Source organism: Leeuwenhoekiella sp. MAR_2009_132 (assembly GCF_000687915.1).
In the GTDB taxonomy this organism is placed as follows: domain Bacteria; phylum Bacteroidota; class Bacteroidia; order Flavobacteriales; family Flavobacteriaceae; genus Leeuwenhoekiella.
In genome coordinates, this window is the sequence record NZ_JHZY01000002.1 from 1,392,358 (window position 1) to 1,410,022 (window position 17,665).

The 17,665-nt window shown below is 37.0% G+C and carries 7 protein-coding genes; 2 read left to right on the forward strand and 5 right to left on the reverse strand.

The window, feature by feature from the left end:
- The gene (locus P164_RS06055; protein WP_028375553.1) at positions 1-4,119 is read left to right on the forward strand and encodes a hybrid sensor histidine kinase/response regulator transcription factor; all 4,119 of its coding nucleotides are present in this window, start codon (positions 1-3) and stop codon (positions 4,117-4,119) included.
- A 191-nt stretch (positions 4,120-4,310) separates the two neighbouring features.
- Here P164_RS06055 and P164_RS06060 read toward each other — a convergent pair whose 3' ends face one another.
- The 5 genes from P164_RS06060 to P164_RS06080 form a co-directional block, all read right to left on the reverse strand.
- On the reverse strand, positions 4,311-6,494 hold the full coding sequence (locus tag P164_RS06060; RefSeq protein WP_028375554.1) for an endo-1,4-beta-xylanase: 2,184 nt from the start codon (positions 6,492-6,494) through the stop codon (positions 4,311-4,313).
- 16 nt (positions 6,495-6,510) lie between these two features.
- Entirely contained in the window at positions 6,511-7,875 is a 1,365-nt protein-coding gene (locus P164_RS06065; protein WP_028375555.1) for a glycan-binding surface protein, read from the reverse strand.
- 31 nt (positions 7,876-7,906) lie between these two features.
- Positions 7,907-9,541 (reverse strand): RagB/SusD family nutrient uptake outer membrane protein, encoded by a 1,635-nt coding sequence (locus tag P164_RS06070; protein ID WP_028375556.1) that lies wholly within the window; start codon positions 9,539-9,541, stop codon positions 7,907-7,909.
- 10 nt (positions 9,542-9,551) lie between these two features.
- Positions 9,552-12,719 carry a SusC/RagA family TonB-linked outer membrane protein gene (locus tag P164_RS06075; protein ID WP_051621244.1) on the reverse strand — a complete coding sequence of 1,056 codons (3,168 nt, stop codon included), beginning with the start codon at positions 12,717-12,719 and terminating at the stop codon, positions 9,552-9,554.
- A gap of 599 nt (positions 12,720-13,318) precedes the next feature.
- Positions 13,319-15,256: a sialate O-acetylesterase gene (locus P164_RS06080; RefSeq protein WP_081817322.1), complete on the reverse strand. Its 1,938-nt coding sequence runs from the start codon at positions 15,254-15,256 to the stop codon at positions 13,319-13,321.
- 247 nt (positions 15,257-15,503) lie between these two features.
- Here P164_RS06080 and P164_RS06085 point away from each other — a divergent pair, with 247 nt between their 5' ends.
- On the forward strand, positions 15,504-17,654 hold the full coding sequence (locus P164_RS06085) for an alpha-glucuronidase family glycosyl hydrolase (RefSeq protein WP_028375559.1): 2,151 nt from the start codon (positions 15,504-15,506) through the stop codon (positions 17,652-17,654).
- The last annotated feature ends 11 nt before the right edge of the window (positions 17,655-17,665 follow it).

Below are 17,665 nucleotides of genomic sequence, written 5' to 3' on the forward strand. Positions count from 1 at the left end.
TTGAAAAATAAACTACTCCTCTATTATTTAGCTCTTTTTTTTGGTACCACCGCCATTTGTTTCTCGCAAAATAAAAGCTATCCTCCCTATAATTTTACTCAGCTTCAAAATAACATCACACAACGGGCAGTTTCTACAATTACTCAGGACCAACAAGGGTTTATCTGGTTAGGAACTAATGGCTTGGGATTAAATAAATACAACGGTATAGACTATACACCATATCAATTTAGCTCACAAGATTCTACAAGTCTAAGTAATTCGCTTATACACGCCACCTATGTAGATCGTCAAAACAACGTCTGGGTAGCTACAGAAACCGGCCTCAATGTATATGACAGAAATCAGGATAATTTTAAACGCATAGCTTTGGTTGAAGCAACCGATAATTCTACTATTTCGGTGCAAGCGATTTTAGAACATAAAAACGGGTCTATTCTGGTAGGTACGCATCAACACGGCCTTTTTGAAATAAATCCTGAAAATTACACAGGTAAAGCATTTAAAACTGCAGGTTTAAAACAAATAAATAATTTACTCATAAACAGTCTTGCTTATTTTGACAATCGCTACTTAATAGGAACTAATCTGGGGATTTTTGAGTTGGACAACGCCAGTCAACTTATAAAACCATTCTCTTTTAAAACGATAAAAGGAAAGATAACAGTAAAAAATTCTATCAAGACGATGCAGATAGACCATAAAGGAAATATCTGGCTGGGTACAAATAATCAAGGCTTAATAAAAATTGATAAAAATCAAAACGGAAGATTTGCAATTAAAGAATTTCCCATTACATCAAAACGCGTTTTATCCTTATTGAGTACGCCACGCAACACCATTTTATGTGGAACCGAAAATGATGGACTATTTGAACTCAATACTAATGGTGAATTACTTAACCATTATTACAATACAAAGTTTAATGATAACGGTATTAAATCAAATTCAATCTGGTCCTTGTTTCTCGATAATCAACAACGTATCTGGATAGGTTATTACAACAACGGTGTGGGAATATTTGACCGCTTTTACGATAAATTTAAAGATCTAGAAAGTAAACCCAATTACCCAAATTCTTTACAGTCGAGCTCTGTTACCGGTATTCAAAAAGATGAGTTAGACAGATTGTGGCTAGGTATAGATGGCGGTGGTATAGATGTTTACGATGCAAAAAACAATAAGTTTACGCATTTATTAAATACCGAAAATGACATAGCTACCGGCCTTAACTCTCCAGATGTACAAACTTTGTTTAAGGATAGTAAAGGAACTCTATGGGTAGGAACCTGGGATTATGGTATTTATGTTTTAGAAAAAGATTCTAATAAATTCATCAATTACACAGTTTCCAATACTGACGGTAAACTAAGTTCCAATAGAGTTTCAAGCTTTTCTGAAGATTCTAACGGCACCATTTGGATAGGTACATTCTCGCACGGAATTCATTCTTTTAATCCCAATACGAAAGAGTTTTCGAATTACAACCAGAAAATATTTAAGGAAAATAATCTGAATTATAGCGACGTTCGTAAAGTCTACGTTGACAGTGAAGATTACCTATGGATTGGCGGCAATGCAGGTTTATATAAATTTAAAACTACAGACAGTCACTTCAGCTTAGAAAATCTTACCACACAGTTTTATCAGGACGATAGCGCCAAAAACCCTAAAAGCCTAATTATTGAAATCTATGAAGACTCTTCTAAAAATATCTGGATAGGTACAGATGTAGCTGGTTTGAGTAAATATGAGATGAAAAGTAATACCTTCTCGTGGGTAGAACCGGGTAAGGGTTTCAATAAAATAACAGTTACTGCAATTATCGAAGATGAGTCTGGCTATTTATGGGTTGCCGGTAACAACGGTTTAACCCGTATAGATAAAGATAAAAACATTCTAAAAAGTTACTCGACTACAGATGGTTTGTTAGCTAATGATTTTAATAGTGCAGCTTATAAAGATAAAAATGGTCAAATTTACTTTGGTTCGTTTGAGGGTGTTAATTATTTTAATCCAAAAGAATTACCCGTTAATAAAAACACGCCATCAGTTTACTTAAGTGATTTAAAACTTTTTAATGTTTCGGTAAAACCAGGTACAAAAAAATCGGTTTTAGATAAGGTAATTTCTCAAACAAAAAAGATTACCCTCAATCACGAGCAATCTGTTTTTACAATAGACTATGCGGCCATAGACTTTACAAGACCCGAAAATATTCAGTTTGCATATTACTTAGAAGGTTTTGAAGATAACTGGAATTACGTTCAAAATACGAGAAGCGCTACCTATACAAATCTTCCGTCAGGAGATTATACTTTTAATGTAAAAGCAGCAAATAGTGACGGTATTTGGAGTGATGATACTGTTAAGCTTAAAATTACGTTACTACGCCCCTGGTGGTTCAGTAATTTGGCATTTGTATCTTATTTGTTTTTAATAATTGCAATCACTTACATCATTTATCACTTCATTGATGCGCGATTAAAATCTAAACGTGCTATTGAGCAGGAACGCGAAAATCACCTGCAGGAAGAAGCTCTTAACGCAAAAAAAATACAGTTTTTTACAAATATATCTCACGAGTTTAGAACTCCGCTAACGCTTATATTAAGTCCGTTAGACGCTATTTTAAAAGATGCTTCTGTTCCCGAAAAACTAAAAAATAAACACCGCATAATTCATAAGAATACAACACGTTTAAAACGACTTATTGACGAGTTGATGGATTTTAGAAAGCTTCAGTTTAATAAAATCCCCCTACACGTTTCAGAATTTAATATCAACACATTAGTTACCGAAATACTCGATTATTTTCAAGAAGAGGCAAATCAACGCAATATTGTGTTATCGCTAGAAATTAGAAAAAACTTAAAATCTATTTGGGCTGATAAAAATAAACTCGAAAAAATAATTTTCAATATTCTGTCAAACGCGTTTAAGAGTACTTCTAATAATGGTATTATAACAGTTCATGTGGGCCTAAAAAAACAATATAATTTTAAGCTAATTCCTAATACTTCTGCAGAAGCTCTTGAAATAAGTATAGAAGACACCGGTAAAGGAATTGCTGCAGATGAACTGGAAAAAATCTTTAACCGATTTTATCAAATAAAAGAATTAAACGAGCAATATTTTGGTGGAACCGGCATAGGGCTTGAAGTTGTGAGCAGTTTTGTAAATCTTCATAGAGGCGAAATTTATGTAGAAAGTGAAATAGGTGTAGGTACAAAATTCAGAATTTTAATTCCCATACGTGAGGAGCATTATGATTCTACAGATCGCATTGAATTTCCCTTTGGTAACGCCAAACTTACAAATCAGATTCAGGAAGCCGCTCCTACTGTTGAAGTAGAAAGTGATACTAATAAGAAAACTCTATTAATTGTAGAAGACAATCTCGAACTCAGAAACTATTTAGTTTCCGAACTTTCTGAAAACTATACTATTCTCGAGGCTGAAGATGGTGAAGAAGGCTTAAAAATAGCTATTGAAACCACTCCAGATATTATAATAACCGATGTGATTATGCCAAAGATGAACGGCGTAACCTTATGCTCACATCTAAAAAGCGATCTTAAAACCAGTCATATACCGGTGCTTATGCTCACCGCAAAGGCAATGGCAGATGACTGGATAGAAGGTTTAGATTCTGGCGCAGATGCTTACCTCAACAAACCCTTTAATATGGAGGTCTTGCAATCGCACCTCAAACAATTGGTTAAAAACAGAGAATTACTGTTTAAAAAATTTATTGGCAATGTAGCACCGGTAAAACCAGCTACAAATCCGGTTTCTCTAGATCAACAGTTTATATTAAAAATAATCGCTTACATACAGGAAAACATTCATGAGTCTGAACTCAATGTTGAAAAACTGGCAGATGAATTTAGCCTAAGTAGAAGTCAGCTCTACCGAAAAATAAAAGCACTTACCGGTTTAACTGCAAATGAATTTATACGCAATTTGCGTCTCGAACGTGCTAAAAAGTTAATTGAAGAGAGCAACACTGCTATAAGTGAAATCAGTTTTAATGTAGGCTTCTCGTCTCCTTCCTATTTCTCAAAATGCTTCAAAGCACACTTTGGAATACTTCCTACTGAAATCAAAAAGGATTAAAACATATTATAAATAAATAAACTCAAAGGGGTAAAATTTATATACCCCTAGAAGCTAATTTAACTACATAAAACTAACACATAGCACGATTGCATACAGCCGAACGATTTACCGTTTAATAGTATATATAACAAAAAAATGAGGGCTTTCGCCCTCATTTTCGTTGCTAATTGTAAATTCAGATAAATGAGTTAATCTACAAGTTCGCCACTAAAATCTTCACTTACATCTCTCCCTGCAAGGCCATCTGCCACACCCTTATACGCCGGCTTTCTACCGAAGTTGGTGTCAAATACGTTAGGAGATTCCTCGGGTAGCCAGAACTCATGTTCATTAGCTTTATCAGATAAATTCCACAAAGTAATCCCATATTGCTGAGATGCAGGTATAATTTCACGGAAAGAATCTACTACAAATTGATACATAGCAGACTGGTCTAATAACTGTTGCATAGTGGGTGATGCGGTGCCTAATCGCACGTCTAGTTCGCTAACCTTAATCAGTTTACCACTGGCCGCTAACTTTTGAAACATCTGTACAATATTATCTCTGCTTGTATTTAAAGAAATATGCATTTGGGTACCTATACCATCAACCTCAGCACCCTTACTTTCTATGTAATTTGTATACTCAATAAGACCATCTAATTTTGCTAAACTAGACTCTAAATTATAATCGTTTATAAACAGAACATCATCAGGATTACCATATTGTCTTGCCAATTTAAAAGCTGTTACAGCATAGTCTTTTCCTAAATATTTTACCCAATAAAAATCATCATTTGCAGGATCTGTTACATTACCATCACGCAAACTACCTCCTTCTTTCATAGGTTCATTTACAACATCCCACGCGTGAACATCACTTTTATAGTGAGTAAGCATTTGAGACATCCAGTCTTCCATAGCAGCACCTATTAACTCTGCTTTTTCTTCGTCTGTTTTTTCTATAATTATAGTTTCTGAACCTGCCGCAACTTCTCCTGTGGTAAGTACTATATCATCAATATAAAATGTTGCCGCAGAAGCCCCAAAATCAAATATAAACTTCTTACGATCTGTTTTACTTGGGGTAAGGGTGCGTACCACTTGCGTCCAGTTTGTAGTCGTATTAATAGCTCCCGAATAATCTGCAGAATAATCTGGACTTTGCAACTCTACTTCTAAAGATGCTGCTACATCAGATTTTATGTAGAAAGAGATGGTATGTGCTACTCCACTCTCTAAAGCTGTCGGAAATTCAAAAACCTGCTGAGCTGAGTACGAATTAGCAACCACAGGATTTGTTAATACCATCGCATAATCACTGCTATACCCTGCTCCCTGTGCAGATACAGAACGGGACGATCCGTTGCCATAACCACTCCATGGGTTTAAAGTGGCATTTTCAAAATCACTATTGGTTATTAAATTTACAACTTCAGTTTCTGCATCAAGATCTACAAGACTCAACGTATTTACATCTACATAATAATTAACATTAGACTCATACCCGAAATTAAAATCTATTCCAAAAGGTTGTAATTGGCCACCTTCAGTTTTAAAATCACTTACTGTAAATTTTACTTGTTTCCATTCTGAGGTTGTTGCAAAATTATCTGAGGCGCCAGAACCATACCAATCTTTATAAGGGTAATTATTGTCTAAGCCTCTAAAGGTAATTTTACCGTTTCCGCTATTATCTGATCGCACATAAAAAGAAATCTCATACGTATGCCCGGCTATAATACCGGTATTTAATGGAGATCTAAACTGTAAATCGTAATAATTAGCCGGAGTTGCCGCTTCAAACTTTACTGCTTGTGATCCTGCTGCAAGCCCTTCGTCTGCTGCAACTGTAACAGTGCCATTTTTTCCCCAGCCGGTAAGACTTCCATCTTTTAGAGTAGATAGATCTAGAATATTACCTCCACTGGTTCCGGGAATTATGGTGGGTGCTATGAGACTATTAAGATAATTTGCATTTTGATTTGCATGCCATACAAGGGTATGCCCATACACATCAAGACCGGCTTGATTAGTCAATGCGATAAAATTATCTACCGGTCCAAAATTAATTTGCCCTTGATTGTTAACCATCGCGCCATGTTTCATCGCATAACCTACCGTTGCATCATCATAATTCTCATTTACCAGAGCTCTATAAGCCGCGTCATTAACATATAAATCCATAACGATACCTACACCTAAAACAACATCTGTATAGGTTTTAAGCGGCTCATAGCGACTTATTTTTTCAGCAAGTTCAAGTGGTAATTCTGCTGTGGTGACTTGATTCTCTTCCGGTACTTCTTCCCAGTCCATTATAGTATCCTCACAAGAAGACATCAATCCTACAAAAATTAGGAATACCGGTATTAATTTAAAGTTTTTCATCGCTCAATTTTTTATGTTATTCAGGAAAATCTGTAACTGTAGGTACTTCTAATGATACAATTCTCCAATTATCTGTGTATATATCTACATCTGTAGGGGTGGCAGCAAATTCTACATCACTGGGACTTCTGGTTACGTTACTCAACAAAACATCTGTGTTATTAAAAAACATTCCAAAATTTTTATATGTAGCCGCTTCACGGAATGCCAGCAGGTCTGCGAAGGTGAATTCTGTATCTTCAGCTTCAAAATTGTAAAAGTCTGTAAACGGTATGGTAACCGTCGTCCAGCCTTCAGTCATAAAAAGTTCTCGCTCCTCATCTACAATCCACGGTACATAGTTATAGGTTCCGCCACTCCATTCACCACCATTAAAATTATTGATGAGTAAAATTTGTAAAACCCCGGTGTTCCAGGCTTTAGGAACATAAATATCAAATTGAAAAGCCAGCTCTTCTAATGGTGTAGTTGTTGGGAAAAAGGGTGTGAACTGCGTGCGCCAGCTTTCGCTACCTGTTGTAAATACCTCAGATAAACGATTTGAACCTGCCGGGAACGTTCCTTTTCCTTCAGGACGATGCGGTACATAAGTACCTTGTGACGTATTACCTTCACCTATTACTTGAGATTCTAATTGAGATGTGCGAATGGTGTTTCCAAATTCACCAATACCTCCCATACCATCAAAGTTGAGAATCACACCTTCTTTAAAATTGAAATATGCCGGAGAATAGGCTGCGCCATTTGCAGATTCTATATAAATAGAACCTCCTGAGGTCGCTACTCCTTCGGGCATTGTAACCGTAAAAAACTTACCGTCAACTTCGTCAAATGTTATTCCGCTCGTAACCTCCACGTCTCCCGGAAAAACTACCCTGGTAACTTCAATTAAACCAGAACCATATACCGTGATTTCTTCACCGGGCTTGGGCATAGTGTGTGAAATACGGGTTATTTGAGGTGCAGATGATCTAATTTCAAATTCAATAATCTTTTCTGAATTGTCTTTTACAAAACGTATCGTATTGCGTACCTCATCAGCTGCTTCTACCGTAGGGGTATCACCCGAAACCCGAATAAGCATCGAGGTATCTGATACATAAACCGGATTGAAACCGGTTTGATAACCATTTATAAATACGCGTTTAAGCCCTGTAAACCCAGAACCTTCTATGCGTAATAATTGTCCTAATCTTACAAATTCTACCTGACGGTCTGGTACTGTAGAATTTACATCTTGAAGAAAAACCGCATTTACGGTTATCTCTCCTCCCGTTGCATCGTCATCATTAGAACAACCTGCAAGAATTAAAAAGAACAAGAATGCCCCAAAAAACCGGACTATGCTCCTGTTCAAGTTTTTTAATAATATGTCTTTCATCTGTAAACTAGTTTTAGTTATTTCTTATGTATTATTCAAATAAGTCTGTAATGCGTTCTTCAGTAAATTCATAAGGAACAGCAGCTTCTCTCAATAGCGGATTTTGAACCACTTCAGATTCAGGATATGGTAATAAAAAAATGCCTTCATCAACCACACCTATAGCACGAGATTCCGGGTCACGCGTATCATCTATATTTGCTTCGTTCTTTTCTTCATCATATGTAAATGGTACAACTACATCACGATCCTGAGCACTTATATAGTTGATCATTTCTTGCTCTTTATAATAGGCTCTACGCACGATATCATACCAGAATTGCCCTTCCATACACAGTTCAACCCTACGCTCGTGAAACAAATCATTATATGTTAATGATGTTTTTGAGGAGAGACCCGCTCTGGTACGTAATGCATTTACATACATTAAAGCAGTTGCATCTGTAGTTGAAGCACTGTTGCCTAATGCAGCTTCTGCATAATTTAAATACACCTCACCCAGGCGCAACATATAGGTATTTAAAGCAGAATTTTGTCGTGAAATACTAGGATTATCTTTAGTAGAACCTACAACTCCTTTTTTTACATTCACGTAAGTATTCTCGTGATCTACAAGATACCCACCATTAGCTTTGCTCAACTCGGGATAAAAATCTCCATCTGCCATCCAGGTTGCTTTGCGACGCAAATCTCTAGCTTCATACTCTTCTAATACATCATAAGACGCTCGAGTAAAAAAACCATAAGCAGCATCATCGCCGGTAATTTCTGAACCTAAGGCAAAGAATGCCTGATGCGGATTATTTACACCATACTCTCCGTTAGGAACCCATTGCAATGCAAAAAGTGATTCCGAATTATTATTATTTTCGACTTTAAAGAGATCTTCATAGTCATCTAATAAGGTATACGGTCCTTCTTCAATTACTTTTGCCGCAGCCTGTTTAGCCAGGTCAAGTAGTTGTTGATTTCTGTTTCCACTATTTGCATTGTCGCTTAGACCTGCATAAGACAGATATAAACGCGATAACATCCCAAAGGCACTGTATTTTGTTACTCTTCCGGCTTGACCGGCTTGTTCTGGTAAAAACTTAGCAGCATACTCCATATCGCGTATTGCAAACTCGTACACATCAGAACGCGGACTTTTATTCACAATAGGATTGCTAATGATATCTGCCTGACTGGTAGCAATAATAGCATCACCCCACAACGAGGCGATATACCAGTATGCAGCGCCCCTCATAAAACGAGCTTCGGCGATATACTGCGTTTTTAATTCTTCTTCAACACTACTGCCTTCTATGGCTTCAATCGTATTATTGGACTGCTGTATTACAATATAAAATGATCTCCAGGCTTCAACTAAAGGTCCGGTTAGTCCTGTTTCAGTTAAATCGCTAAACGGATAGATATAATCTGAAAATGGCGCATAAAGATTATAAGAACGCCCGTCTCCCAAACCAAAATAGAATTTATCATTAAATGAAAACCAAACGCGATTGTATAAGGGTGCAGTAGCAGCTCTAAAATCTTCTTCAGACTGAAAGAAATTTTCTTTTGCAATCTGATCATTAGGTTCTATCTCCAGATCATCGCTACAGCCAGAAATACTAAGTGCCAGAGCGGTAATTAAAAACGTATAAATTAAGGTATGTGTTCGCATAGTATTTTTATTAAAAATTGACATTTAGACCCAGTGTATAAATACGAGGTGATGGATAACGACCATTATCAATACCTGTTAATAGTGCATCCTGATTAAGGGAGCCCACTTCAGGATCGTAACCAGAGTACTTCGTGAATGTGTAAACATTCTGAAGGTTTGTAAATATTTTAAAATTGAGTAAACCGAATTTTTCTATAAAATCTCTAGGAAGACTGTATCCAAAAGAAATATTTTGAATTCTTAAATAAGAGCCATCTTCCAGAAAACGGTTACTATATCTAAAGTTTGAGGTTGATGCCGCCGATGATGCCGCAATTCTAGGCATATACCGGTCGCCGCCTACAATCTGCACGTTTCGGTAATCATTAGGACCCTCAGGATTGATTAAGCCTAGTTCTGCATAACCTAAAGCAGTATGTAATAGGTTTGTATTACCTCTTGGGTTTTCTAAGAAACGTCTTTGATAATTAACAATTTCGTTCCCATATTGCCCAGATAGCTGTACGTTAAGATCAAAACCTTTATAGCTAAACGAGTTTCCTATACCATAACTAAAATCTGGTAATGGGTTTCCTATATAATCCCGATCCTGCTCATTAATTACGCCATCGTTATTGATATCTTCAAATTTGTAATCTCCTATCCATACGCCATTTTCACTTATGGTTAAGCCTTCGGGTAATGCAGTAGGAACAACTTCTCCGGCTTCATTTCGGTAATAAAAATCTGTAGCATCTTCAAAACGACCTATCACTTTATAACCATAAAACTGCCCTATAGGTTTTCCTACAGCTGTACGCGTTACAATCGTAATATCTGAGCCTTGCTGAAGTGTTCTATTTAAAATTCCGGTTTCCGTAGCCAGACCTAAAACTTTATTTCTGTTTAATGTAAATATGAGGTTTGACTTCCATTGAAAATTGCCGTTGTCAATATTTACCGTATTTAAAGTAAGCTCCAGACCTTTATTCTCAAGCGACCCAATGTTTACATAAGGTGCTGAAGTTGCTCCTACTCCGCTTGTACCTGCATAATCAGGATAGGGAGCCAGTAACAGAAGGTCTTTAGTTTTCTTATAATAAATGTCTGCGATAAATTCTAGGCGGTTATTAAACATATTAAGGTCAAGACCTAAATTGCTTGAATAGGTAGTTTCCCATTGCAAATCTGCATTTGCGGTATTTGCAGCTAATAAACCGGCGCCAAAAGGTGTAGGAGAAGCGGCATAAATAGATGTGTATGCATAGTTAGGAACACTTTGATTCCCTACCGCTCCATATCCCAGACGTAGTTTAAGATTGTTTATATAATCATTTTCTTTTAGGAAATCTTCGTTTGAAACCTTCCAGGCTAATGCTGCAGAAGGAAACCAACCCCATCTGTTTTCTCTTGAAAATTTTGAAGAACCGTCATACCGTATGGTTGCCGTTAAAAGATATTTGTCATCAAATGAATAAAAGGCTCTTGCGAAATACGAATTAAGAGAACTTTTAAAACTGGCATTAGAATTACGAGCTGTAGTAGCATCTCCTGCATTTAAATCTGTAGCTCCATTTGTTAAATAGCCAGATCTATACCCGAATAAATTTTCAAAATAAGATTCTTGATATTCCTGTCCCAGAATTGCATTTATACTATGCACCCCAAACGAGCGATCATAGGTTAATACGTTTCGGATGTTGTAATATTTATTATATCCTTTAGTACGCGTTCCCTCTCTGTTTGTGTTAGAAACACTTTCACTAAAAAAATACGACGGGTTAAATGTGTAGGCATTTTGAAAACCGTAATCAATAGAATATTCCGTTCTTAAACTAAGTCCTTCAACAAATTCGATCTCAGCAAAAGTATTGGCTCTTATACCCGTATTTTCGGCACGATTATCACGAAGAAAAGCTAAACCTACCGGGTTACTCTGCGGAAACTCTTCATTTACCGGACCCGAAAAATCGCCATCTGCATTACGTACAGCGACATTAGGTGTTTGTCTTAAGGCCGTAAGAATTAAAGATTGATCTGAAAAGGTTGTATTTTGATTAATGGTATTGAACGCAAAATTGATTCCCATTTTCACATAATCTTTTACCTGAGAATCAAATACACCACGCATCGTAAAACGCTCAAAAGAAGAACCCAGCGCAATACCTTCCTGATCTAAGTAACCTATACTCATATTATAAGTACTTTTCTCATTTCCGCCAGAGACAGAAAGGTTATGATTTTTCATCATCGCCCGGTCAAACATCGCATCCTGCCAGTCTGTACCTTCACCTAACAAATCTGGTCTTATAAAGTCTGCATCCCGCTGTACGATACCCAGATCTGCTCTGTTATTTTTATGAATAGCATATTCTCTTAGGTTTAATAACTCTAATTGTTTGGGAATTTCCTGATAACCTATGTAATTGGAATACGTGATTGTAGCCGCACCATTTTTTCCTCGTTTAGTAGTGATAAGAATAACTCCGTTTGCTGCACGCGAACCGTAAATAGCCGTTGCCGAAGCATCCTTTAAAATATCTACAGAAACAATGTCTGATGGGTTAATAGAGGCAAATGCATTTTGACCACCCTGACCTGTATTGCTGTCTACGATCACCCCGTCTATAACAAAAATAGGTTCATTAGAACCCGTGATTGAGCTCACCCCTCTAATACGTATAGAAGAACTTGCACCGGGAGCACCACTATTTTGTTGAATTTGAACACCTGCAGCTCTACCCTGTAAAACCTGATCTAAAGTGGTAGGTATCGATTTTTCTATCGCTTCGCTAGAAACTGAAACCACGGCTCCGGTAACATCAGAACGTTTCATTTTACCATAACCGATTACCACCACTTCATCTAAAGATGATACATCAACCTCGAGAGTAAGATTTATAGTTGTTTGGTTATTTACAGGTACTTGTTTTGTCTGAAATCCTACATAACTGAAGACCAGTACGCCATCTGCAGGAACATTACTAATCGAATAATTTCCGTCAAAATCGGTTACGACACCGTTTTGGGTTCCTTTTAGTAAAACAGAAACACCGGGTATAGGTGCAGTATCGTCAGATACTGTACCGGTAATTGTAGATTGAGCGAATCCCGCAAGCGAAATCAGACTCACCAGTAGCGTGAGATACACACCACTAAACTTCGGTTTGAGTTTGTTAAGTAAATGTTTTGTCATTGTCATAGATAGTTTAATAACGAGTTTAAAGATGATTAAGCAACTGCTTTACTATATCGATTGAATTTATGTGCATTCTATTATTTTTTAGAATTTGCTCAATCAAACGAAAACGATTGAAGTAAATAAGACGTTGATTATTTTTTGATGACTTCTAACAAATATATCGGCAGAATCAAGAATTGTGTAAAAGATTTGTAGCAAGCCAACCGTAATTTTGAAGCATTACCTGTATACACTGGGCTAACGCCAATTTTTTTAACAAAAATCGCTTTATTTTTAGGCGAAAAACACGCTTTTATGACCAATTTTCATATAGTTTTTGGTGAAAATTTCGCGCAAAAACGACAACTTGTAGTCAAAATGACTATAATTTTGAAATTTTTACGCTTTCAAAATTATTAATGTATTTTTTACATTCTTCGAAGAAGGATATAATTTGTATCGCACACAAAAATTGCTCATAACACGCATTTAATTTGATCTGGAATAACACACACTCCAAAAAAAATACCCCGGAATAACGTCTCGGGGTATTTTTAATATTTTACTAGATTATTCTAACTAAAGCTATAAGTATCAGGTAAAAGCACTCATCGCTATTTATCAGTTCTAAATGGCAATGCAGGTAATCCTTGAGTATTAAATACATTTGCAGTATCAGGATTATCTGCCCACGCATACCGCACATACAATGGTTTTGAGACTTGCTCACTTGTTAATACAATCGTGTTTCCTACAACCTGAGCTTCCGCCCAATAAAATTTACCATCTGCTCCTGCTACAGCAAATCCCTGGGGTTTAGCCCCCTGTATTTGAATTGAAGATTTAAATAAGTCATAATGAACGATTGCTTTATTATCTTCAATTTTTAAAGATTTAAATCGGGGTCCGCTGCTCACAACATCTTTGTGATAGACCAGTTTTTTAGCTCCTAAGGCAAGCCGATGACCTACATCCTTTTTATTCAAAGGGTGAATATCATTCCACTCCCCCACATCTATTAAAACGGCCATAGCCGTATTTTTTAAATCCAGCACAGCTTCCTGCGATTCGCGCATCTTGGCCCAGTCACTCTCTGTAGGTTCTTCATAAGATTTAAGAAAATTAGCGAGTTGCACCAATAAGAAAGGTGTATCCCCTTGCCCCCATTTAGAACGCCAGTCAGTAACTAAAATTTTTATCAACTCATCGTATTCATCTGCATTGCTCACATTAGACTCACCCTGATACCAGAGCATACCGGCTATTTTATAATTTAACAATGGGTTTATCATGGCGTTGTACAATCCGGTAGGTTTCCACCTAATAAAAGTAGGAGAAGCTAACGGCTCTTGGATTGCTCCCAGTTTAGACTGCCACGTGCCTTTAAGGTCTATTACTGTATCCTCAAAACGAATTTCATAGTCTTTATCTTCAACAAAACCCCCACGTCCCTGCTCATTAATTACCCGAACTACAAGTTGGTTTTTTTCTTTTAAAATACCTTTTGGAATCTCATAACGTCTTGGTGGATATTGATAAGTTGTGTTTCCTATAAATATCCCATTAATAAACACCGAATCTGCATCTACAATCCTGCCCATTTCTAGATGCGCTTCTTTTCCTATGAGTTCTTTAGGAAGATTAACTGTCTTTGTAAACCAAACAACACCATTAAGAGCGCCTAGATTAGTTTCTGCCCAATAGCCGGGTATTTGCATCGAATCCCAATTTGAAATCTCAAATTCTCCAGATTTCCAGTTATTCTTTAAGCCGGTATCAGCGTTATTTAATTTTGAATACCAGTCTTGCTGCCGTTTTGTATCGCTAGTTGCTATACTATCTCTATAACTTTGACTTTTAAATTTTTGAGCTGAAGCTTGTGCTCCGGGAAATGATTTTAGTGCATCATAATCTAACCAGGATTCTATAGGAGAACCCCCTAAACTGGCGTTAATAATCCCCACAGGAACATTTTGATCTAAATGAATTTCTTTAGAAAAAAAATAGGCAACTGCAGAAATATCTTCAATAGTTGCGCTATTTACCGCAACCCATTTACCGCCCGGTAAATCTAATTGAGGGCCTGAAAAATCATATACTTTCGGAACTTCAAAATAACGAATATCAGGAAAATTTGCTGTGGCGATTTCCTCTTCATAAAGAGGTTTTACACGCGACATAGGCAACTCCATATTTGACTGTCCTGAGCATAGATAGACATCGCCTACCAGTACGTTGTCTAAAGTAAGCGTTTCTGAGGCAGATGTTATGGTAATTGAGGATGCTTCTGCTTGATTAGGAGTTTTAAATGTTGTGATCCAGATTCCTGCTTCATTAGTTTTCACTTTTTTGTGCTTTCCTAAAAAAGACACCATTACAGGCGCACCGGCATCTGCATAACCCCAAATATTGATTTCAGTATTGCGCTGTACGACCATTCCTTCACTTACGAGCTTAGGTAGTTTTAGCTGAGCTTCAACCCGAGGTATTGAAAATAACATGAACAGACAAACTAAAATACTGTTTGTGCTTTTATATATATATGTATTCATAGTCCCTACTTTTATTTAAAAAAATGATGTTTTGGCTTATGTGAACGTGTTATTCTAATATCGTAAAGACCACTAATAATTAAAATTATGATATGGTCATTATTACTATATGTGGTTAAATTTAATTAAATTTGATTGATCACCTCTTAATTCGTGTTATTAAATTTAAAATCATGCAATCGATTTCGTTTAAAAGTAGCCTACAGCTCATTTTAAAGCGACTTACTCACATTCAGAACAGTATACAATGAAAAAACTTTTATTCTTAATAATGCTTTGCGTTTCTATGCATTCTTACAGTCAGGATGCATACAATTTATGGTTACAATACCATCCAATTCAAAATGAAACCCTGTCAAAAGAATATACCGCGATTCTTAATACTGTAGAACTTCGTAGTACTACACCCACTTCAGCTGTTATAAAAAACGAATTAAATATAGCTGTACCAGCTATGCTTAGTATCAACCCCAATTTTGCTACCTCCTCGCCTTCACTGCTTATCTCTAAAGTAGCAGATCTTTCTGAAGCAGAATCAGAACAACTCAGCGGCACTCAGGAAATAGGTTCAGAAGGTTTTTATATTAAACCTATTCAAGTCAATAAAAAGAAGTTTCTTCTTATAACGGCAACAACAGATAAGGGACTTTTATACGGAACTTATTATCTGTTAAACCAAATGCAGCAAAATAATTCCCTAAAAAGCATAGATGTACTTGAAAATCCGCAATTACAAAAAAGACTTTTAAATCATTGGGATAATTTAGATCGCACCGTAGAGCGCGGTTATGCCGGTTTTTCTATCTGGGATTGGCACCTATTGCCAGAGGTTATTAAAAAAGAATATATAGATTATGCACGAGCTAACGCCTCAATAGGAATTAATGGTACTGTTTTAAATAATGTAAACGCAAGTGCCGAAATTCTAGAACCCTTTTACTTGGAAAAGGTAAAAGCACTCGCAGATGCTTTTCGCCCTTATGGCATACAGGTATATCTCACTGCACGCTTTTCTGCTCCTATTGAAATAGGCGGTCTGGAAACAGCAGACCCATTAAATAAAGAGGTGCGTAACTGGTGGAACCAAAAAGTAAGCGAGATTTACACGCAGATACCTGATTTTGGTGGTTTTCTGGTCAAAGCAAATTCTGAGGGCCAACCGGGTCCTAATAATTATGGGCGTTCGCACGTAGATGGTGCAAATATGCTGGCTGAAGCCCTTCAACCTCATAACGGTATTGTAATGTGGCGGGCATTTGTATATTCAGACGAAAAACCAGACGACCGGGCAAAACAAGCCTATACCGAATTTGTACCTTTTGATGGAACCTTTAAAGATAATGTACTCGTTCAGGTAAAAAATGGAGCCATCGATTTTCAGCCCAGAGAGCCGTTTCATCCGCTTTTTGGCGCTATGCCCAATTCCTCTTTAATGATCGAATTTCAAATCACTCAGGAGTATTTAGGAGGCATTTCACATCTAACCTTCTTGCCTAAATTATTTGAAGAAACCCTGCAGGAAGACACGTTTAGCCAGGGAGCAGGTAGTACGGTGGCTAAAGTCATTGATGGGTCATTAAGTTCTAAAAAACTTACCGGTATTGCAGGAGTATCTAATATAGGAACCGCCCATAATTGGACGGGACACCCATTTGCACAAGCCAATTGGTATGGCTATGGCAGACTCGCGTGGAATCCCAATTTAAAAGCTGAAAATATTGCGAAAGAATGGCTTAAAATGACCTTTACTTCAAACCCTAAGTTTGTAGAACCGATGACCAGGATTCTTCTAAATTCGCGGGAAGCTGCCGTAGATTATAGAACTCCATTAGGATTGCATCATATTATGGCAGCGGGTCATCACCAAGGTCCGGGACCGTGGGTAGATTATCTGGGGAGAGCAGACTGGAATTCGGTCTATTATCACAAAGCAGATAAAAACGGCATTGGGTTTGACCGAACTAAAACGGGTAGTAATGCGCTAGAACAATATGCGCAAGAGCTTCAGGAACGCTATAATGACCCAAAAACAACACCTGAGAACTACCTACTTTGGTTTCATCATTTACCCTGGGATTATACCATGAACAATGGCAATACGCTATGGTATAATCTTGCGCAGCACTATCAAAACGGTGTTGAAGCTGTTGAAAATATGAGTACTACCTGGCAGCAAATGAAACCCTATGTAGGAACTGATATTTTTACAGAAACCGAAATGCTTTTAAAACTTCAGCTTAAAGAAGCACAATGGTGGCGTGACGCGTGTTTGCTGTATTTTCAGGAATTTTCGCAATTAGAAATGCCCGCATTTATTCCTAAAGCGCCCCACACGCTTGAGTATTACAAAAATTTTAGAAATAGGTATGCACCCGGAATCAATCCCTCATGGGATTAATAAAATAGATT